This is a genomic window from Fenollaria sporofastidiosus (genome assembly GCF_943169635.2).
GTDB classification, from domain to species: Bacteria; Bacillota; Clostridia; order Tissierellales; family Peptoniphilaceae; genus Fenollaria; species Fenollaria sporofastidiosus.
The window spans coordinates 357312-379411 of record NZ_OW968186.1 but is presented as its reverse complement, the minus strand read 5'-3'; the positions used below and the strand labels follow the sequence as shown (position 1 = coordinate 379411).

Here is a 22100-nt window from a genome sequence, read left to right as displayed (position 1 = left end):
AACTATATATCTTGACAAGCTTTGCAAGATTTAATATAATAATCATAACGGAGGGCTGATACTCTCCGTTTTTAAGTAGATTTAAGGAGCAATAAATGAAAATACAGAAAAAACACATTAAGTACATCATCCTCGTCTTGCTAATAGTCCTTGCGCTACTAGCTTTTGATGTGCGTCTAAAAACTGTTCACTACACTATTACTTCGGATAAAATAAATAAGCCCATGCGTATAGCGCTCATCACGGATCTTCACTCATGTAGGTACGGCGCAGGGCAAAAAACGTTGATTGATGCGGTGAACAGAGAAAAGCCTGACATCGTTCTACTGGGCGGTGACATCTTTGACGACGAGATACCTGATGAGAACACGAAAGTCTTCCTTACAGCCATTGCAAAGGACTACCCGTGCTACTACGTTACTGGCAACCACGAGTACTGGAGCATGCGTTCAGATGAGATGCTTGCTTGGCTTGATGAGCATGGCATTAAGGACATCGGCGGCAAGTGCGTGCGCGTGAGTCAAAATTCTAACGAGATCACTCTTAGCGGCGTGAACGATCCTGACCAGGCGCGCTACACTGGACGTGGCATCGGCATGCGTGCGGAGCTTGATAAGACTCGTGATGCAAGGCACGCTGATGAGTTTAGCATACTTCTTGCGCATCGTCCTTCCTTTGTGAACATCTACCTTGATTATGGCTTTGACCTCATACTTACTGGCCATGCACATGGTGGTCAGTGGCGCATACCCGGCATTTTAAATGGCACTTTCGCGCCGGACGAGGGCTTCTTCCCGAAATATGCTGGCGGTTTATATAGCTTTGACCATGGTACTGAGATGATAGTGAGTAGGGGTTTGGCACGTGAGTCAACACGTGTACCACGAATATTCAATCGACCAGAACTTGTCATAATAAAAATTTCGCGCTAAAATTCGCCCTTGCGCTTGTTCCTTCCTTAGCAATGCTCATGTACGTTTAGTACATTCCGCTTGCTTCGTCGGTCCACTTCGCGCAATCAATCGTAGTGCAAAGGTTCTCGCCTAAAGACGAGGTTCTTCATTTTTCCAGCGAAATTAAAATAGCGATGATTCAATCGCTTTGTATGGATTTTTTGGCAAAACAAAATAAATCACTTAAGAAGAAGGTAGCGATGCCTTCTTCTTTTTTGTGCAAGTACTAATATAAACTTTTTTATACTAAGCAAAATTTTCAAAAGTTTTCCAATATGTCTATTCGTGATAAATGATGAAATTTGCTCTATATATGCAAGTATGTAGATGTATTAGTGGGTGCTAACCCTTCTGAGCATCACTCAATTAGAAAATATTAACTTGGGTTAATATAAATGCTCTCTTATATCAAAATCGCTTCAAAGGTATGCATTTAGTGCTCTAGAGGCTATTGACATATGTATAAGGCTGTGCTAACATAGCTAATGGTTGGCGCCTCTAAGAGAAGGGTGCGAATCACTAAAAGAAATTTATTAGGAGGTTTTTTTAATGAAAAACGCAAAAAGATTTTTAACGCTAGCTCTAGCTCTTACTCTAGTTTCATCTATGATGTTTGCTTGCAAGAAGAACGAAGAGCCTGCTAAGGAAGAACCTAAGACTGAAGCAGCTGCTGAAACTAACGACAAGACTGAAGAAAAGGCTGAAGATAAGTCTGAGGAAAAGACTGAGGCTCCTTCTGAAGAAGTTACTTTAGAGATGTGGGCTGGTGACTGGAACTCTATCAACGCTTTCTATGATGATCCTGTTGTAAAGGAAGCTATCGAAAAGAAGGCTAAGGAAGAAAACATGTCAGCTGATGACTACATCAAGGGTATCGAAGAAAGAAGAGCAACTGACTACAAGGGTCTACACATTGAAGGTAACACTATCACTTTCTATGATGGCAAGATTGGTGAAGGCAAGGAGATTGCTAAGGCTGAGTACAAATTAGTTGACACTATCCAAGTTCCTCACGGAAACAAGACTCTTAACTGGTTCGTATTTGAAACTGATTCTAAAGATGTTAAGAAGTACATGGCTTTAATGCAAATCCATGGCGAAGAGCACTTAGCTCACTATCACACAAGATATACTGATAACTTAGATGATATTAAGGACCAAGACAGCAAGTGGTTCCCAACATACATCAGAACATCTGTAGACAGCCAAGACATTGCTGAAGAATTAACTGAGTAATTTAGTTAATATGAGGAGAAAATTAATATTCCTATGTTTACTCCTTGTATCAATAACATTTTTTTCATGTGATAATGCTATAGAAGAAAGAGGTATGACTGGGGGTAAACCTGTTGTTTATACCTCTTTTTTCCCTATATACAAGCTTACGAAGATGGTTGCCGCAGACGATGTAGTTGTGAAGAGCTTTATGCCTACTTCTGCTACTGTGCACGAGTGGGAACCATCGGCTAAGGATATAAAAAGGCTAGCTAAGGCTGATCTTTTGATTGTTAACGGCGCGAATATGGAGAGGTGGGTTGACAAGATTAAGGAGAATCTTCCAAAATTAAAGGTTTTAACTTTATCTGACAATGTTGACCTAATCTCATACACGGGCGCTGCAGCCATCGGCGATTTTCAGCTGATGACAAGATTTGATTACAAGGAAAAAAGGAACAATATGCTCTTTGGCCACACTCACGAAGACTTCTTGCGTATAGCGTTTAAGAGGGATGACGGCACTATGAGCGAGGATGAGCTCATCAAGGAGGGCCGCAAGATCATGAACGTGGAAGGTGACATCGTTCGCCAAGAGACGCAGCTTGATGTTGAGGACGGCAAGGTTTATAGGATAAAGATGCGTCACGAGTCTGGCGAGCTAAACTATGTACTGCCTGAAGTCGGTAAGTGGATAGTCTACACTGACAGGCTTCCTGAGGATATACTTTCTTTCGAGTTTGTCGATATGCATGACAATCCTATGAAGGGTGAGGAGCTCTTAAGGGGCAGCTCGCAAAAGGTTGACAAGGTAACTTACGACCCGCACTCGTGGCTATCTATCAACAATGCGAAGACTTATCTAAATACCATCGCGCGTGAGATAACGAAGCTCGTTCCTAATAAGGCCGCGATGATAGATATGAGAAGGTTTAACGCTGTTGACACTCTTACTCTTATGCAAACTGAGTTTCGCGACAAGTTCCAAGAGCTTGATAAGAGGGAGTTCATCGTTATGCACTACGCCTTTGCCTACATTGCGAGGGACTTTAAGCTTACGCAGTACCCACTTCAAGGCCTAACATCTATGAGTGAACCGAGCATTAGAAGCATGGTCAGGGCCATAGACTATGCAAAGAAAGGACATATCAAGACGATATTCTACGAGTACGGTGCGCCAACAGCCATCGCCAAGGTTATATCTGAGGAGATAGCTGGCTCGGATATAAGCCCACTAGCAAGTATGGAGTTTATAATACCTGGTCAAACTATTGACGAGATGAGCTACATCGACTTGATGAAGATGAACCTTACGAATCTATATGAGGAGATGAAGAAACAAAATGAAAGCAATTAGTATAAAAAATTTGGACTTTTCATACCTTGATCACAAAGTTCTATCTGGTATAAATTTGGAGCTTGAGATGGGTGAATTCATCGCCATCGTTGGAGCGAACGGCAGCGGCAAATCAACCTTCATCAAGAACTTACTGGGCGAACTAAAACCACAAAAGGGCACGGTAGAAGTCTTAGATAAAAATATAGCGTCTTACAAAAGCTACAAGGACATTGGCTACGTGCCACAAATGAGTGTTGTTAGCAAGGTTAGCTTCCCTATCACCGTTAGAGAGATGGTGGTTTTGAATCTGTACGAGGACTTTGGATTCTTTAAGTTCCCACGCAAGAAGCACTACCAAAAGGTGGATGAGATTTTGGAGTACTTGGGACTTATAGAGTACAAGAACAAACCGGTTAACGAGCTATCTGGAGGACTTCAGCAAAGAACTATGATAGCCAGAGCCATGCTTAACAATCCAAAACTTCTAATACTTGATGAGCCAACAGCTGGCGTCGACGAAGAAAGTCGAATTTCCTTCTTAAAAACAATACAGACTTTAAATGACGACAAAGGCACAAGCATAGTTTTAGTTACGCACGACCTTGACGAGCTTATGAAGTATGCAAAACTAGACGCAACTTACGAGATAAAGGACACTGGTCTTTATAAATTAGAAATGAACAAGGAGGCGAAGACATGCTAGAGTACGCATTTATGAGAAAGGCACTCGTAGTAGCCTTCTTCCTTTCAATCATGGTACCAGCCATCGGCGTGGTTATGGTAAACAGAAAAACTTCGATGATAGGTGACGCACTATCGCACTCAGCACTAGCAGGAGTTGGTATGGGACTTATACTAGGATTTGACCCACTAATCGGTATGCTAGGGATCTGCATAGTTGCAGCCTTTCTAATCGAGATCATTCGTCATAAATTTCCTCAATATGGCGACATGGCAACAGCCATCATCATGAGTATAGGCCTTGGCGTAGCTTCGATACTTTCGGACTTCGCACCAGGCGGAACTTCATTTGACTCCTACCTATTTGGTAGTATCGCTTCAGTATCTATGCAGGACGTGATTAATTCACTTGTAGTCTTTGTCTTTGTAGTATTTGCAAGTATCAAAGAGTATGCAGGACTACTTGCCATCGCCATAGATCCAAACACAGCGAGACTATCGGGAGTAAAAGTAAAATTAGTAAACGCAGCTTTCACACTACTAAGCGCCATCACCATAGCTATGGCGGTGAAATTAGTAGGCGCACTAATGCTGACATCGCTAGTAGTACTTCCAGTTGCAACAACACTGATACTAGCACGCTCATACAAGAAGACGCTGATAATTACCATACTCTTAGGCCTTGTGTATATGCTAAGTGGTATCACAGCAAGTTTCTACTACGACGTGAAACCGGGTGGAGCAATCATACTCGCAGCAGTACTAGGAATGTTTGTCTTCTTCATCGCATCAAAACTGCGCAAGAAAGTAAAGTAAATAACGGATAAGAAGTGACTTAGTAAGCTAGGTCACTTTTTCTTTACAATTGAGGGCTTTCATTGAAGAAAAATTAAATAAGTAAATAAATCCTATTTAGAAAAAGTTCCATAATGGAAATATTCTGAAATAGAAATTGCTTATTTTCATAAAATATGATATAATCTATTTAGAAAAAGTTCCATAATGGAATTTTTCTGAAATAGAATGGCGGTGAAAGAATGGAAATTAAACGTGATTTTTATCTAGATAAATTAATTCGCAAAATGAATAACGGCTTTATTAAGGTTATTACTGGTATAAGAAGATGCGGTAAGTCATATTTACTAAATACCATCTTCTACAATTATTTAATTGAAAGCGGTATAGATGAAGAACATATAATTAAATTCGCCTTTGATTCGGGTGATGACCTACTTAAGATTGGTGAAGATCTTATGGACTTAGATATTTTGAGTGGGGAGAGGCTTGTTGATCCGAAGAAGTTTTTAGAGTACATCAAGGACAAGAGCAAAACTAAGGACAAGTACTATATACTTTTAGATGAAGTGCAGCTACTCGCATCGTTTGAGCAAGTTTTGAATGGCTTTTTGCATCAAGATAACTTTGATGTGTATGTTACTGGAAGCAACTCAAAGTTTTTATCGAAGGACATAATAACTGAGTTTGCGGGCCGTGGAGACGAGATACATGTTATGCCGCTAAGCTTTTCGGAGTATATGCAAACGACTAGCCTAGACAAGGAAGATGCTTTCGCTGAGTATCAAGTTTTTGGCGGCTTGCCAGCACTTTGCTCTATGAATAGTGACGAAGACAAGATGAATTATTTAAAGACTCAGCTAGACAATGTATATTTAAGAGACATCGTTAATAGGTACGACATTCGCTTAGATAGTGAATTAGCAGATCTTTTAAATGTATTGGCATCAGGTATGTCAAGTTTAACAAATCCATCGAAGATAGAGGCTACATTTTCATCATCACTAAAATCAAAAATTAGCGCGAATACCATTGACAAGTTTATTGAATACTTTGAAGACTCATTCATTTTAAAAAAAGTTTATAGATATGATGTGAAGGGCAGAAAATATATAGGAACGCCTTATAAAATCTATTTTGAAGACCTTGGGCTTAGAAATGCAAGGCTAAACTTTAGGCAGATTGAGCCAACGCATCTGATGGAGAACATTATATATAACGAGCTTAGGCATCGCGGCTACATGGTCGATGTCGGCATGGTCATGACTAGAGAGAAGGACAAAAACGATAAGGACATAAAGAAGCAAAGAGAGGTCGACTTTATTGCCAATCTTGGTACTAAGAGGTACTACATTCAGTCAGCGTATTCACTTCAATCGTTAGACAAAGCAGAGCAGGAGAAGAAATCTTTATTAAATATAGATGATTCATTCAAAAAGATAATTATAATTAAAGACAGAGTAAAAGCGTTTTTAGACGACAATGGTATAGTAACTATAAATTTATTTGATTTTTTATTGAATAAAGACAGTTTGGATACAATTATTTAGGATATATTTAGAAAAAGTTCCATAATGGAAATATTCTGAAATAGAAAATCAAAATCGGACATTGAAAACAAAAATCGGACATTCAAAGCCATAATCACAGGTGACTTAGTTAGTTCTAAGTCACTTTTTCTTTACTTTTAGCCATTTTCGTGGTATTATTTATATATTACAAGAAGAATCTATAAATCAAGGAGTAAGCTTACTTATGAAGATAATTTATAAAGACATTTTAATTAGAAACGCTGTAGAGGCTGACGCTGCTCAGCTCGCATCTTGGTGGAATGACGGCTCTGTCATGGCTCACGCAGGCTTCCCCAATGGTGTGAACACTAATGAAGAGAGAATCAAAGGGCAGATCAAAAATTACACTGATCTTCACAGAGTTTTGATGATTGAGTACAAAGGCAAGGCCATTGGCGAGATGAATTATGAGTTTTCTGATGATGCTAGATGCGAGATAGGTATAAAGATATGTGATAGCACTTATCAAGAGAAGGGGCTTGGACGAGTAATACTTACTTTGTTTATAGAAGAGCTTTTCAAAATGGGTGCGAAGACCATATTCCTAACGACAAATCTAAATAATAAAAGAGCTCAACACGTTTATGAAAAGCTTGGCTTTAAGAAAATTCGTGTAGATTATGACTCGTGGACAAATCAGCTTGGAGAGTTGCAATCTACAGTTGTTTATGAATTAAAAGAAGAAGAATTAATTAGCTTTAAATAAAAAATAAAAATCGAACATTCAAAACCATAAGCACAGTGACTTAGTTTATCTAGGTCACTTTTTATTTTTATAAAAAACTATTGACAAAGATCTATGACTATGGTACTATAAATGTAACATATTTAGTACTATAAATGTAACCATAATTATAAGGGGGGTGATAGTTTGGACGTTATAATCGAAAACAGAATCGCTGAATTTAGAAAGGAGCAGGGCCTTTCGCAGCACAGGCTTGCCAAGGCGGTGGACTTAAAGAGAAGGTCCATTATGGCATATGAAGCGGGAACTATCAGTCCAAGTCTTGAGACTGCCTACAAGATTTGCAAGGTCTTAGGCAAAGACATCAAGGAAGTATTTATTTTTAAGTAGGAGGTATAGAAGTGGGTCTTTTAATGAATACTGCGAGTGAAATCGCAGATAAGGTCAAGGAAGATTTTAATGACGATAAAAATTATTTATTTGCCCTAAAACGTAATGATTTTAAAAGGGGTTTATTAAAATTATTTTTGAGTAGATTGTATTACATTATGGACGGTGCTAGATCTTTTGTGTTGTACTTTAATGAGAAGGGCATATATGAGAAGGAAATTTCAAACACTGTGAAGGGAAATTTTGTTTTGATGCCTTGGGAGGAGATTGAAAATTTTACTGTGGATTATAAAAGCAGCAAGGCGAACATCACTTTAGTTCATCTAGGAGCAAAGGTGCTTTATGAGGTGCCTTTTACTGGTGCTATGGCGAAGGGCAACAAGGAAAGGCTTGATGATCTTCAAAAGAAGGCTTTCAATAAACTAGTTTAGGAGGTTTATATGAAAAAAATATTATTAATTTTACTCGCTCTATCCATGTTTATGGTCTCGTGCGGAGGAAATAACAAGGAGGAGGCCATAGATAAGGGAATCAAGGAAGCGGACGCAAATCAAGATGCGGTGCCTGAGACTAAAGAGGGCAAGGAGCCTATAGGCGAAGAAAAAGAGGAAGAAAAAACAAGTAAAGAAAAAGTAGATGTATTTGACTGTATTGACTACGCTGTAAGTGTTGACGGCGAAGACTACGGCTACGTAGAGAATATTAACGCAAGGCTATTTAGCGTCTCTGGCATTAACAAGGTCATGGCTCGCACTTGGAAGAGTGGCGAATATGCTGACGACAAGGCTTTAGACGAAGTTACTGATTACTCAAAACTCGTTAATGACAACGAAATTTTCTACGGTGTCTACCCTGGAAGTATGGAGTTTGCTTTGACTTACAACGAAAGCTACAATATCAGCTACGCTTTTGATGGCGATGACGACGGCATTGATAGTTTTTCTTATAAAAAGCACGCGCCTGAAGAAGCGAAGGTCATGGGTGAGACTCTTTACTTTGACATAGACTACTTAAGCAGCATCTTTGCTTTTAAATACAAGCTTGATAAGGAAAATAAAGTCCTTGTCATCGATTCAAAAGGCGACTACACTGCTAACATGACTGAGCTTGACTGCAAAGGCTACGATAGCCTCGAAGCTCTATTAAAAGCAAATTTTGACAAATAGTTTTATAATTATATATTAGCTCTTTGCACGTAAAAAAGCTCTCACCTTATGGTGAGAGCCTTTCAATATACAAAATTAATCTAATTCGCCAGCTTTTTTCTTAGCTACATATCCTTTGTATGCCTTCTTAACTTGTGGTGCAAGTAAGAATAGGGCGATAAGGTTCGGAATAACCATGAAACCGTTGAATGTATCTGCAAGGTCCCAAATGATTGATGCGCCGAATACCGAGCCAACAACTATGCATATAAGTACAAGCACTCTATATACATTGATTGCTGTCTTACCTTTGAATAGGTAGCGGATGTTCATCTCGCCAAACATGTACCAACCAACTATAGTTGTGAAGGCGAAGAACATAAGTGAGATTGCAAGGAAGATAGATCCTGGCTCACCAAAGGCTGCTTTGAATGCATATTGCGTGATGGCAACTGATTGCTCGCCTGAGAAGTGTGCTTCTGTGGCGATAACTACAAGTGCAGTGATTGAGCAGATGATGATAGTGTCTACAACAACTCCTGCCATCGCAACGAAACCTTGTATGCAAGGGTCCTTAACATTTGCAGTTGCGTGAGCGTGTGGAGTTGAACCCATACCAGCTTCGTTTGAGAAAAGGCCTCTTGCAACACCGTTTTTGATAGCTTCCTTCATAACAGTACCAGCCATACCGCCGACAACTGCTTGAGTAGAGAAAGCTTCAGTGAAGACCATCCTAAATACTAGATGCAAGTGATGTCTGTATACATATAGTATAAAGCCGCTGCCGATGATGTAGATTACTGCCATGAATGGAACTATAAGCTCAGCCATAGTCGTGATTCTCTTAAGACCACCAATAATAACGAAGCCAACAAGAACCGCAAGAGCAATACCGATGTATAGTGCATTAACATTTATCGCCTTTGACAAAGCTAGTGAGATTGAGTTTGATTGAACCATGTTACCTACAAAGCCAAGTGCAAGAATTATTGTAATAGAGAATATAATTGCAAGTGGTTTAGACTTTAAACCTTTAGAAATGTAGTATGAAGGTCCACCGACAGGCTCTCCGTCTCTTTCTTCTCTGTAAAGCTGAGCAAGAACTGCCTCTGCAAATATAGTTGACATACCAAGTATACCTGAAACCCACATCCAGAATATCGCGCCTGGTCCACCAGATGCAACAGCAGTAGCAACACCGCCTATGTTACCTGTACCAACTTGTGCAGCGATCGCTGTAGCAAGTGCTTGGAATGAGTTTACCTTTATTTCGCCGTCTTTAACTTCTGTTTTGTCTTTCTTCTTAAAAAGTCCTCCAAAAGCGTACTTGAACGCTAGACCAATCTTAGTGATCTGCGGGAAGCCTAAGTATATAGTGTAGAATATACCTAGAGCTAGTAGTGCATACATCAAAAACTTTGACCATAATACACTATTGATAGCCTTGATGATAGGCTCTAGTTTGAATGCTAAATATGTATTAAGCATTTACATACCTCCTTTAAAATTTGTCACCTGTTCAATTGTAACATAAACAGAGTAAAGTGTAAATGAAATATAAGAATCCTATAATGAAAAATTCTTATTCATAGCATAAGATAATTTTATACTAAGAGCGTTTGTGATATAAAAAATTCAATATTTGATAGCGAGGCCTGTAGTAGAAGCCTTGCTATGTAGCCTCTAGAATCATTTACATAGCAAGAGAAAGAAAAAAAGCTCTCATCTCTGAGAGCCTTGTCTTATATATTACTTTCCTTCTTTAATTTTTAGTAGATCCTCGCCAAGCTTGTATATGTTACCTGCACCAACTGTAAGTATGATGTCGTTATCTCTAAGGTTGTCAAGTAAGTAGTTTTCGATGTCTTCAAACTTCGAGATGTACATAGCGTCGTAGCCGTGCTCCTTCATAGACTTGATTAAGTCCTTCGAGTGCACAAGCTTAGTGTCCTTCTCTCTGGCAGCGTAGATGTCCGTGATGATGGTTATATCGCTTCTCTTAAACGCTTCTGCAAAGCCTTGCAATAGCTTTTGCGTTCTTGTGTATGTGTGAGGTTGGAATATAGTTATGATTCTACCTTTAGACATCTTCTTCACAGCTTCAAGTGTCGCCATGATCTCAGTAGGGTGGTGGGCGTAGTCGTCTATGATGCGCACAGAGCCTATGTAGCCCTTTGTCTCTATACGTCTGTGAACTCCTGTATATAATAAGATGTACTTTTTGATATCTTCAAGTGATGCGCCGTAAGTGTTTGCCATGGCAATGGCAGCAAGTGCATTATACACGTTATGCTTACCTAGAATGCTTAGCTTGATCTCAGTCTTTTGGTTGTTGTGAACAAGGTCGAAGTTCGCACAGCCATTCTCATCATAGGTGATGTTCTCCGCCTTGTAGTCTGCGTCTGCATCAACCGCGAAGCTGATAGTCTTTGCCTTGACATCCTTTATCGCCTCAAGGACATGCTCGTCGTCTTTGTTATATAGAACGTAGCCTGTTGATGGTACGTCGTCTGCATACTTTTTGAAAGTTGCGATGATGTCTTCGATGTTCTTGTAGAAGTCAAGGTGGTCTTCGTCAATGTTTAGTATCATCGCCATAGTTGGATTGTACTTAAGTATGTTTGCCTTGTACTCGCACGCCTCACTGATGATGATGTTTCCTTTACCGATTCTGATGTTGCCACCTATCTCGTCAAGCTCACCACCTAGGAGTATGGTAGGGTCCATCTGTGTATGTGTTGTGATCGAGGCAATCATCGACGTAGTTGTAGTCTTGCCGTGGGTTCCTGATACGCAAACTGAGTTTGGATATAGCTTCATCACTTCGCCAAGGAAGGAAGCTCTATCGTAGATCTCAAGACCAAGCTCCTTTGCTCTAATTAGTTCAGGGTTGTCAGGACGTATTGCGTCAGTGTAGACAACGACCTTAGATGACTCAACGTTCTTTGCCTCGTGCTTGTTGTATACAACGGCACCCATCTTCTTAAGTCTTTCTATGATTTGGCTCTCACCAGTATCAGTACCCTTGACCTTGCAGCCCTCCGCTATAAGTAATTCTGCAAGACCACTCATACCAATACCGCCTATGCCTATGAAAAATATATTGTCAATATTGTGTTTTTTCAAAAAAAAGCCCATTTTTCCTCCCAAAATTTCAAAAAGTACTTGTATTATCTTCAACTCTTTAGTATAATATATATATAAGCTAGTGTATGTTTATGCTTATATGATTATCATAATATATATTATGACAAAAAGCAAGCAAATATTTTAGCTAAACGAGGAGGATGGAAAATGACAATCACAGACGTAAGAGTAAGACTTGTTACTAAGGAAGGATTGAACCTTAAAGCTACAGCTTCAGTTACATTCGACAACGCTTTTGTTGTTCACGACATCAAGGTTATCGAAGGCAAGGAAGGTTTGTTCGTAGCAATGCCTTCAAGAAAGGTACCTAACGGACCATACAAGGATATAGCTCACCCAATCAACACAGAAACAAGAGCTGACCTAGAAGAAAAAGTTTACAAAGCTTATGAAGCAGCACTTGAAGATGCTAAGAACGAAGCTGACGAAGAAATACTAGTAATGGAAGAAAAGTAGTCATTTGAATCAGTAAGTTTAAAGGAGCCTTAAGCGAGGCTTCTTTTTTGTTTGATAGGAACTTGACAAGATATTCATTTTAGTGGTAAAATTAGACGATTGAAAGGATGAGTTAGATGAAAAATTTAAAAGCTATGTTTCAAGATAAGCACTTTCTTAAACTAGTATATAGTCTTGCGGTGCCAGTTGCGCTGCAAAATTTGCTTGCGAGCGTACTTAATACACTAGACACTACCATGATATCATCACTAGGTGACTACGCAATATCAGCAGTAGGACTTGCCAACCAGATCTTCTTCTTTATGACCTTGATCTGCTTTGGTATAGCGACAGGAACTTCAGCTATGATCGCTCAGTTCTACGGCAAAGAAGACTACCAAGGAGTTAGAAAGTCACACGGTATGGCTCTTATCTTATCCGTAGTAGTGTCACTAGTCTTTACGATACTTGCACTAGCGATACCAGAAGAGCTTATGAGAGTCTTTACACAAGACCCAAAAGTTATACCATATGGAGTAACCTACCTTAGAGTAGTATCTTTCTCATACATACTTACAGCGGTGAACTTTATTTACTCAGTATCAATGAGAAGCATAGGCAATGCCAAGACACCACTAGTAGCTTCGACAGTTGCCTTCTTCGGAAACGCCTTCTTCAACTACGTCTTCATCTTCGGTAAATTTGGCTTTCCAGCCATGGGCGTAGCAGGGGGAGCGCTAGGTACCATCTTAGCACGTATACTAGAGTTTTCAGTTTTATATATAGCACTTAAAAAACATAGAGGACCACTAACAGGCAAATTAAAAGACTTCGTGACATTCGACAGCCATTTCAAAAAAATGTATATAATGACAGCCGGACCAGTTATTATAAACGAAACATTCTGGTCACTAGGCCAAATCGTATACCAAATTGCATACGCAAAGCTTGGTACAAGAAGCGTTACAGCCTTGCAGATAGGTATGACAGTACAAAATATATTCTTCGTTCTAGCTAGAGGCTTAGCAGGCGCATGCACAGTTATAGTCGGTAACTACATTGGCGCAGGAGATGAAGAAAAAGCATACAAATACGGCACATGGCTTTTGCAGTTATCAGCACTAACAGGCGTTATACTTGGCGGCTTGATGATAATATTTAGAGATGCTTTCTTTGTGATGTTTCCAAATATCACAGCAGAGTCAAAAGCAATCGCATCAAGCTTATTTATAGCTATGGGACTAATACTTTTTGTTAAAACACATAACTCGACCCTTGTAGTCGGCATATTTAGAGGCGGTGGAGACACAAGATACTCAATGCTTTTAGAGATGAGCTGCGTTTGGCTAATTGGAGTGCCAATGTCATTTTTAGGCTCAGTAGTATTTAAATTACCTCTACATTTTGTGTATTTGATGGCATGCTGCGAAGAAGTAGCCAAGGCTTGCATAGGGCTACCAAGAGTAATATCAAAGAAATGGATAAAAAACGTAACAAACTAAGAGATGAATATACTAAGAGCAGCTTAGGCTGCTCTTTTTTGTATGCCAAATACTTGGATGAAAAAGCGCCATTTACTTGGATAAAATCGCGCCAAATACTTGGATAAAAATGCGCCAATTACTTGGATAAATATTGACAAATGTGTATATATGTGCTATTATGAGTCTAAGAGGTGAGGCTGGTATGAGAGATTATTTAGAAAGAATTGCTGATTACTTACTCAGTGAAAGACTAGAGTCAAAGGGAGCTATACTACTAGAAGGACCAAAGTGGTGCGGCAAAACTACAACTGCAAAACAAATTGCAAAGAGCTTTATAGCTATAGACAAACCAGATATGACTAAACAGTATCAACAGATGGCTGAGCTTAATCCTGCTGCCCTGCTCGAAGGAGAGACTCCTAGACTTATTGATGAGTGGCAGCTTGCACCAAAGATATGGAACGCAGTTCGCTATGAGGTTGATGAAAGAGACGAGTTTGGCCAGTTTATATTAAGTGGCTCTGCAGTACCAGCACACTTTGATGAGTCTATGCACACAGGGACTGGAAGGATATCGAGACTTTATATGAGGACTATGAGTTTATATGAGTCCAAGGACTCAGATGGATCAGTTTCTCTAAGAGATCTTTTTGATGGCAAAGAGATATCTTCTACGAACAACACAAGTTTGGATGATATCGCTTTCTTGATATGTAGAGGTGGTTGGCCTAGGGCGATAGGGCTAGGAGAGAAAACTGCTTTATTTCAAGCAATTGATTATTACGACTCTATTGTTCAAAACGATATAAGCAGGGTTGATTCTGTAAAGAGAGATGTAGAAAAGGCTAAAAGGCTACTTAGGTCATACGCAAGGCATGTGGGATCGCAGGCTCCTTTGGAGACTATAAGGGCGGATATTCTGGCTAATCAGGCTGATACTTTTGATCAGACAACACTTTATTCTTATATTGATGCACTAAAGAAGATATTTGTGATTGAGGATGCTCCTGCTTGGAACCCGAATATTCGTTCAAAAACGGCTATCCGTTCGACGGATACAAGATATTTTATAGATCCATCCATTGCTACAGCAGCTTTGGGTATTGGCCCTAAAGATTTAATTAATGATTTAAACACTATGGGATTTTTGTTTGAAAACTTAGCTGTTCGTGATTTAAGGGTATATTCAGAGCTTTTAGATGGTAATGTTTATCACTACAGAGACAAGAGCGGACTTGAGTGTGATGCTGTCATTCATTTAAGAAATGGTTCTTATGGTCTTGTTGAGATAAAACTGGGTGGAGACAAACTTATTGAAGAGGGGGCTGAGACACTTAAGTCTTTGTCTGAGCTTATCGATACTAATAGCATGAAAGCACCTTCATTTATGATGGTTTTGTGTGCACAAGCACCTTTTGCATATAAAAGAAATGACGGAGTATATGTCGTGCCAATAACATCATTAAGGCCATAGATTGTTTGCCATTTACATGGATGAAAAAGCGCCATTTACTTGGATAAAATCGCGCCATTTACTTGGATGAAAATTATAAGATGGCTTGATATACACATTTGAATGAGACGAGATAAATAAAATGCCAGCTAAATTTACTTAGCTAGCATTGCTTCATTTTATCTTCTCCTTTGTCGCGAATATTGTATCATATTCGCGACAAAATATCAAATTCTTCTTAAAGTTTATATACATACCAGTGTATACATAAGTCCATACTTTTCTCTGTCGCGTCTATATGAGTGGAAGCGCTCATCTGTGACTGTATCTAGCTTAGAGATGTATATGTTTTTCTCTTTAACGCCCAGGCTCATCGCATCTAAGCTAAGGACTTTTCCTAGATCAATCAAGTAATGCTCTTCATCTTTCTTTTCTATGATGCCGTCATAAGAAAAGTTTTTCTCAAATATGTCTTTTACATCGCTTTTCACTTCGAAGGAGGACTTCTGTATATGTGGCCCTACATATATGTGCATCTCTTTCGCGTTTGAACCGAGCTTTATCATCTTACTAATCGCTTCTTTGACTATGGAGTTTGCTGTGCCTTTCCAGCCTGAGTGCACGGCAGCGATGCGCTTATGCACTTTGTCATACACTATGACGGGTAGGCAGTCTGCGCTCTTAATCACGAGCACATTGCCACTTTTACCTATAAGGCCATCTGTCTCGTCGTAGAAATTTGTGCCATTATCATGAACAAGGGCAATGTTATTTGAGTGCACTTGGCGTGTTACGTTTATTGAGCTATAATTAAGGCCGATATCTTCAAGAAGTTTTGGAAGCTCATCAGTAAAGTAGTCTTCGTTTGCTTTTATGTTAATGGGCTTAAGGCTCATCAAATTTGTGATGCCAAGCCCATCTAAGTAGTCACTTATCAAGTATTTCCCATCTATTATCTTATAATCTTTCATATAACACCTCTTATGCATAAGGAGCACCCTAAGGTGCTCCTTATCTATTTTATTCAAAGAATGCTTTGTATGCTCTGTATGACATGTATGTGTCGAACTTTGATGTGATTTCGTTAGGTGCGTGCATGTTTAGAACTGCTGTTCCGCAGTCAACTACTTCTGCGCCGTACTTGCTTAGTAGGTAGGCTATGGTTCCGCCGCCACCTGCATCAACTCTACCAAGTTCGCCTGTTTGCCAAGCAACTCCTGCCTTGTCAAATATATCTCTTACATCTCTTAAGAATTCTGCGTTTGCATCGTTGCAGCCGCCTTTTCCGCCTGAGCCTGTGTACTTAGCGATTGCGATACCGCCGCCTAAAACTGCTGCGTTGTTCTTTTCATAAACTGAGTCGAAGTTAGGGTCTAGGCCTGCTGTTACGTCTGCAGAAAGTACCCATGAGTTCTTTAGTGATCTTCTAACAGTAAGTGCTGAGTATTCGCCTTCAAGTGCTGCAAGCTCGTGTAGTGCATTTTCCAAAACATAGCTTGCCATACCAGTGTTACCTATAGAGCCAACTTCTTCTTTATCCATAAACATAGCAAGAGCTGTGTGCTTGTTACCTTTCATCTCAAGTATACCCTTTAGCGCTGCAAATGCACAAACTCTGTCGTCTTGACCATATCCAAAGATCATGGATCTATCGATACCAAGGTCACGAGCCTTACCTGCTGGAACTACTTCGATTTCGGCAACCTTGAAGTCTTCTTCTTCGATGCCGTACTTTTCCTTGATGATTCTCATAACGTTGGCTTTAACGCGATTAGACTTGTCATCACCGTCTTCGCACTCTAGTGGTATAGTTCCCATAAGTACGTTTAGTTGTTCACCTAGTATGCCTTCAGCAAGCTTCTTTTGCATTTGCTCGCGTGATAGGTGGATAAGTAGGTCTGTAATAGTAAATACTGGATCTTCATCGTCTTCGCCTATGGAGATCTCAACCTTCTTTAAGTCCTTAGTGTAAACAACACCGTGAAGTGCTAGAGGTATAGTTGTCCATTGGTACTTCTTAACACCGCCGTAGTAGTGAGTCTTTAAAAAGGCAAGATCACTTGCTTCGTATAGTGGGTTTTGCTTAAGGTCAAGTCTTGGACTGTCAATGTGCGCACCAACAACTCTTAAACCATCTTCTAATTTCTTCGAACCAATAACGAATAATAGAACTGATTTTTCTTTGTTGTTGAAGTATAGCTTGTCGCCCTTCTTAATTTTTTTACCTTTTTCTATAAGTCCTTCTACATCCTTAAAGCCTTCAGCTTCAGCCATGCGGATGATTTCCTTAACAGCTAGTCTTTCAGTTTTTGCCTTTGAAAGAAAGTCCTTGTATTCTTCGTTGTACTCAGTGATGTCTTCAAGAACCTCGTTAGAAACTGTTAGCCATGAAATTTTTTCTGACATAGTAATTCCTCCTTTTTTATATTATAACATAACGGCTTGCAAAATTCATCATCTTTTGGGTATAATTATAAAAATCGTTATGGAGGTGTGTGATGTTAATAAAGAAGATTAATTTTATTGATACAGTCAATGACAGCATTCACTCTGTTGATATGCTTATCGAAGACGGCATAGTCGCAGAGATAGATGAGAACATCGATAAAGAAGATGAGTGCGTGATAGATGGAGAGGGTCTATATATATCGCACGGACTTATTGATACCCACGTGCACTTTAGAGACCCCGGTCAAACATACAAGGAAGATTTGATTACGGGCGCAGCTGCTGCAAAGAGAGGCGGCTACACTGCAGTCGTGCTTATGGCGAACACAAAGCCCGTTGTCGATAATACTGATACACTTGAAGATATTTTAAATAGATCAAAAAATTTAGGCATATCCATATACCAAAACGCAACAGTAACAAAGGGCATGCTAGGTGAGGAGCTTGTTGATATGGACTCGCTTCACAAAGCGGGAGCGGTCGGCTTTACCGATGATGGAAAGCCCATAATGAAGGCGAAATTATTGTACGACGCACTTATCGAAGCGAAAAAGTACGACGCACCAATCAGCTTACACGAAGAAGATCCATTCTTCATTAAGAAGGCAGGTAAGAATGAAACAGCTCCAGGCATTGCCGAGGCGGTCATGGTTGCGCGTGATGCCTACCTTGCAGTAAAAGCTGACTCAAAATTAAACTTCCAGCACATATCTTCGGCTGATTCATTAGAAATTATTAGGCAGTATAAAAAGTACACAGATAAAATATTTGCCGAGGTCACTCCGCACCACTTCACACTAACTGAGGATGCTGTAGAAAAGCACGGCACACTTGCGAAGATGAACCCTCCACTAAGGACAGCTGCCGACAGAGAGGCCATTATCCGCGCTATCAAGGACGGTACCATAGACATGATTGCAACAGATCATGCGCCTCATGCGAAAGAAGAGAAGGCAAAGGACTTCTTCAGCGCACCGAGCGGCATCATAGGCCTTGAAACAGCACTTCCGCTTGCTATAAGTGAACTTCACCATAAGCATGGTATTGATCTACTAAGGATTATTAAGATGCTAACAGTGAACCCTGCAAGGCTTTATGGACTTGAAGAGGGCATAATCAAGGTAGGATCGAAGGCAGATTTAGTAATTTTCGATATAAACAAGGAATTTATATATGAACATAGCTCATCAAAGTCTCAAAATTCGCCATTCATAGGGGAAAAATTAAAAGGAAAAGTTATGTATACGATAAAGAACGGAAAGGTGGTATATAGTGAAGAAAGTAGCTTTAATTGTTAATCCAAAGGCAGGAGTCGGCGGCTCAGTTGCACTAAAGGGATCAGACGGCGAGGCCATATACGAAGAAGCGATAAAGCGTGGCGCGAGCGAGAAGGCGCACCTAAGATGCGAGGAAGCTTTTAGTCACTTAGTTGATATAAAGGATAAGTTTATGGTCTACACAGCAAATCACAGACTCGGCGAGGACGAGATGAAGAATTTAAGTCTAAACTACGAAGTCGTTTACGAGACAGATGCTGATACTACGGCGGAAGATACGAAAAATGCTTTGAAAGAGATACTTAAGAAGGATGTGGACTTGATTGTATTTGCAGGGGGAGACGGCACAGCGCGTGACGTCTACGACGCAGTGGGCCTTACAAAGCCCGTAATCGGTATACCTGCTGGCACAAAGATGCACAGCTCAGTCTTTGGCGTTTCACCAAAGTCCGCCTCAGAAGTCATCAGAGCCTTCATACTAGATGAGTCCTACGAGATAATCGAGTCAGAAGTTATGGACATAGACGAAGAAGCGTTCAGGAAGGAAATTTTGAACGTGAAGCTATATGGCGCACTTAATGTGGTTAATAAAGGAAGGATGATGCAAGTAGGCAAGAGTCCACAGAGCGCATCAGAGAATGCAGACCTTGAGTCCATCGCCCAATTTGTTGTAGACGAGATGCAAGATGACACCTTGTATATAGTTGGTAGCGGCTCAAGCATCAGACCCGTGATGAATCTACTTGGCCTTGAGAACTCACTACTTGGAGTCGACCTTGTATATAATAAGAAGCTCATCAAGAAAGACGCAAGCGAAAAAGAGATCTACGAAGCACTTATGAAGTATCCGAAGAGAAAGATTATCGTAACCATCATAGGAGGACAAGGATATATATTCGGCCGTGGCAATCAGCAATTTTCCTCGAGAGTAATAAGAGAAGTTGGTAAGGAAAACATCATCGTTATCGCAACACAGTCCAAACTTAACAACATAGTAGGCGGCAATTTACTAGCAGACACAGGAGACGATGCAACAAATGAGTACCTAGCTGGCTACTACAACGTCATCGTCGACTATAACTATATGAAGCTCATAAAGCTTGTTTACTTATAAAATTTGTGCGAAACAGACAAAAATTTATAAAAAGCCTTGACATTTTATAAAAACATAGTATAATATTCTCTGTGGCATATAGAAATAACACTTGATATATAGAAAGAGGAGACTATGAGTAAATTAAAACGCAAATGGAGAAAGAGTAAATCACTAGCAAGAACATTCGCACTAGCACTTAGTATTATAATGATCTTGTCGATAGTGCTACCAATATTAATAAATAATTAATTATATGTATTATAGCTTGTAACGGACTGTTACAAGCTATTTTTTTTGAATTTCGCACTAAAACGATCCCTTGAACTCGTTCCATCTATAATACCTTAATAGTGAGAAAAGTGATTTTCACGAGCGTAGCATTCGGAGAAAACTGTTTAATTTCTTGGCGCAGCGAACCGCCCGCGGGCCCATCTAGTTGAGCGCAGCGAACGAATATGGGAACGCAGGTGAACAAGCTTAGAAATTATCAGTTTTCGTAGACTAGCAAGCGAAGGAAAACACTTTTTGTTACATAAACAATCAAGTATTTAACTAGCTTAGCTCAATCCTATTTCCCAAACTCTAAAAATATTTGACTTTGGGAAGTAGAAGTGCTATGATGTACTTAGTAGGTGATATTATGAAAATCATTAAAAGAGAAAAGTACTTAGACAGGCTCATAGGTCTTAGAAATACGCCCGATATAAAAATTATTACAGGTATGAGGCGTTCTGGCAAGTCTGAGCTTCTTAAAAACTATATAAAGTATCTTGAAGAAAACGATACAAAGGCAAACATTATCTATATTGATCTTCAATTATTAGAAAATGAAGAACTGTTAGACTATAAAGAGCTTAATCGTTACATCATAGGTCATTATCAAGATGCAAAAAATAACTACCTCTTTATAGATGAAGTACAGCTATGCAAACATTTTGAAAAAACTATAAATAGTCTTCATTCTCAAAAACGCTTTGACATCTACTTAACGGGATCAAATGCATTTTTACTAAGTAGTGACCTAGCTACATTATTCACAGGTAGATTCATTGGCGTAGAGGTATTTCCATTCTCATTTAAAGAGTTTGTGGAATATTTTGAATATGATGACATCGACAAGGCATTTAGCTCATATATTGATATGGGAGGCATGGCAGGCTCCTACGTCTATACTAAGGATGAGGACAGAAAGGCCTATTTAAAGAGCGTTTATGAGACAAGCATCATGAGAGATCTTGTTCAAAGGCATGATATCAGAGACAAGGTGCTACTAAAAAAACTAGGTGATTTTATGCTTTCGAATATATCGAACCTTACTTCTTTAAGAAAGATTGCGGACACTTTGAAGAGCGACAAAGAGCCTGTTAATCACAAGACTATAGCTGATTACGTCTCATACATGTGTGAGTCATTCTTGTTTTACAAGATGAACAGGTACGATATACAAGGCAAGTCCTATCTAGCGACTATAGAAAAATATTATTTGGTTGACCATGGCTTTAGATCCGCTATACTTGGAACAAAAAACATGGACTATGGCAGGATATACGAGAACATGGTTGCTCTTGAGTTATATAGAAGGGGTTACGAAGTTTACGTCGGAAAACTTTATGAAAAGGAAGTAGACTTTGTTGTGATGAAGGCAAATGAGAAAATATATATACAAGTATCGGACGATATTAATAGCGAAAAAACTATGAAGAGAGAGTTAGAACCGCTTCTTTCAATAAGAGATGCTTATCCAAAACTCATTATCTCAAATACAAAGCACCCAATGACGCTTATGGAGGGGGTTAAGGTATTTGATTTAGCGAGATGGCTGTTAGATGAGAAAAACAATTAGCTTATCTACAAAGAACTTAGTTAATACTAGGTTCTTTTTTATTGCATAATCAAGTAATCAAGAGCACTTCATCATTCCTATTTCCCAAACTCTAAAAATATTTGACTTTGGGAACTGATGCTTTTTAGCTTAGCCTTTTAGTA

Annotated in this window: 20 protein-coding genes; 16 read left to right on the top strand and 4 right to left on the bottom strand. The window is 39.5% G+C overall.

Features of this window, described 5'->3' with window-relative positions; translation table 11 throughout:
• Positions 1-95 precede the first annotated feature (95 nt).
• From KO172_RS01815 to KO172_RS01770, 10 genes are all read left to right on the top strand, one after another.
• The gene (locus KO172_RS01815; RefSeq protein WP_215491875.1) at positions 96-932 is read left to right on the top strand and encodes a metallophosphoesterase; all 837 of its coding nucleotides are present in this window, start codon (positions 96-98) and stop codon (positions 930-932) included.
• A gap of 570 nt (positions 933-1502) precedes the next feature.
• On the top strand, positions 1503-2189 hold the full coding sequence (locus KO172_RS01810) for a ZinT/AdcA family metal-binding protein (RefSeq protein ID WP_215491874.1): 687 nt from the start codon (positions 1503-1505) through the stop codon (positions 2187-2189).
• 94 nt (positions 2190-2283) lie between these two features.
• Complete coding sequence (locus KO172_RS01805) at positions 2284-3525, top strand: metal ABC transporter solute-binding protein, Zn/Mn family (protein ID WP_215491873.1); 1242 nt, start codon at positions 2284-2286, stop codon at positions 3523-3525.
• The gene (locus KO172_RS01800; protein WP_215491872.1) at positions 3512-4210 is read left to right on the top strand and encodes a metal ABC transporter ATP-binding protein; all 699 of its coding nucleotides are present in this window, start codon (positions 3512-3514) and stop codon (positions 4208-4210) included. Before KO172_RS01805 ends, KO172_RS01800 begins: the two co-directional genes overlap by 14 nt.
• Positions 4204-5004: a metal ABC transporter permease gene (locus KO172_RS01795; RefSeq protein WP_215491871.1), complete on the top strand. Its 801-nt coding sequence runs from the start codon at positions 4204-4206 to the stop codon at positions 5002-5004. The genes KO172_RS01800 and KO172_RS01795 overlap by 7 nt, the downstream gene beginning before the upstream one ends.
• A 221-nt stretch (positions 5005-5225) precedes the next feature.
• A complete protein-coding gene (locus tag KO172_RS01790) occupies positions 5226-6533 on the top strand; it encodes an ATP-binding protein (protein ID WP_215491870.1) in 1308 nt (435 codons plus the stop codon).
• Between the two features lie 205 nt (positions 6534-6738).
• Positions 6739-7260: a GNAT family N-acetyltransferase gene (locus KO172_RS01785; RefSeq protein ID WP_215491869.1), complete on the top strand. Its 522-nt coding sequence runs from the start codon at positions 6739-6741 to the stop codon at positions 7258-7260.
• A gap of 165 nt (positions 7261-7425) precedes the next feature.
• A complete protein-coding gene (locus tag KO172_RS01780) occupies positions 7426-7629 on the top strand; it encodes a helix-turn-helix transcriptional regulator (RefSeq protein ID WP_019214835.1) in 204 nt (67 codons plus the stop codon).
• An 11-nt stretch (positions 7630-7640) separates the two neighbouring features.
• Positions 7641-8060, top strand: coding sequence for a histidine kinase (locus KO172_RS01775; protein WP_215491868.1), 420 nt, complete (start codon positions 7641-7643; stop codon positions 8058-8060).
• 9 nt (positions 8061-8069) lie between these two features.
• Positions 8070-8795, top strand: coding sequence for a hypothetical protein (locus KO172_RS01770; RefSeq protein WP_215491867.1), 726 nt, complete (start codon positions 8070-8072; stop codon positions 8793-8795).
• Positions 8796-8870: 75 nt separating this feature from the next.
• Here the strand turns inward: KO172_RS01770 and KO172_RS01765 are convergent, their stop codons facing one another.
• The gene (locus KO172_RS01765) at positions 8871-10262 is read right to left on the bottom strand and encodes an alanine/glycine:cation symporter family protein (protein WP_215491866.1); all 1392 of its coding nucleotides are present in this window, start codon (positions 10260-10262) and stop codon (positions 8871-8873) included.
• Between the two features lie 261 nt (positions 10263-10523).
• Entirely contained in the window at positions 10524-11912 is a 1389-nt protein-coding gene (gene murC, locus KO172_RS01760) for a UDP-N-acetylmuramate--L-alanine ligase (protein WP_215491865.1), read from the bottom strand.
• 156 nt (positions 11913-12068) lie between these two features.
• Here murC and spoVG point away from each other — a divergent pair, with 156 nt between their 5' ends.
• The 3 genes from spoVG to KO172_RS01745 all read left to right on the top strand — a co-directional run bounded on the left by spoVG (position 12069) and on the right by KO172_RS01745 (position 15314).
• Positions 12069-12377, top strand: a complete 309-nt coding sequence (gene spoVG / locus KO172_RS01755; RefSeq protein WP_215491864.1) for a septation regulator SpoVG — start codon at positions 12069-12071, stop codon at positions 12375-12377.
• Positions 12378-12493: 116 nt separating this feature from the next.
• Complete coding sequence (locus tag KO172_RS01750; protein ID WP_215491863.1) at positions 12494-13858, top strand: MATE family efflux transporter; 1365 nt, start codon at positions 12494-12496, stop codon at positions 13856-13858.
• Positions 13859-14042: 184 nt separating this feature from the next.
• Positions 14043-15314 (top strand): ATP-binding protein, encoded by a 1272-nt coding sequence (locus KO172_RS01745; protein ID WP_215491862.1) that lies wholly within the window; start codon positions 14043-14045, stop codon positions 15312-15314.
• A 224-nt stretch (positions 15315-15538) separates the two neighbouring features.
• On the opposite strand, the gene pgeF is transcribed toward KO172_RS01745, so the two are convergent.
• Positions 15539-16264: a peptidoglycan editing factor PgeF gene (gene pgeF / locus KO172_RS01740; protein ID WP_215491861.1), complete on the bottom strand. Its 726-nt coding sequence runs from the start codon at positions 16262-16264 to the stop codon at positions 15539-15541.
• A gap of 49 nt (positions 16265-16313) precedes the next feature.
• Positions 16314-17699, bottom strand: a complete 1386-nt coding sequence (locus tag KO172_RS01735; protein WP_215491860.1) for an aminopeptidase — start codon at positions 17697-17699, stop codon at positions 16314-16316.
• Between the two features lie 89 nt (positions 17700-17788).
• Between KO172_RS01735 and KO172_RS01730 the strand changes: the two genes are divergently transcribed.
• The 3 genes from KO172_RS01730 (at position 17789) to KO172_RS01720 (ending at position 21957) form a co-directional block, all read left to right on the top strand.
• Positions 17789-19039 carry a dihydroorotase gene (locus KO172_RS01730; RefSeq protein WP_374047635.1) on the top strand — a complete coding sequence of 417 codons (1251 nt, stop codon included), beginning with the start codon at positions 17789-17791 and terminating at the stop codon, positions 19037-19039.
• Positions 19014-20132, top strand: coding sequence for an ATP-NAD kinase family protein (locus KO172_RS01725; protein WP_215491858.1), 1119 nt, complete (start codon positions 19014-19016; stop codon positions 20130-20132). Before KO172_RS01730 ends, KO172_RS01725 begins: the two co-directional genes overlap by 26 nt.
• Before the next feature lie 622 nt (positions 20133-20754).
• The gene (locus KO172_RS01720) at positions 20755-21957 is read left to right on the top strand and encodes an ATP-binding protein (RefSeq protein WP_215491857.1); all 1203 of its coding nucleotides are present in this window, start codon (positions 20755-20757) and stop codon (positions 21955-21957) included.
• Positions 21958-22100: the final 143 nt, after the last annotated feature.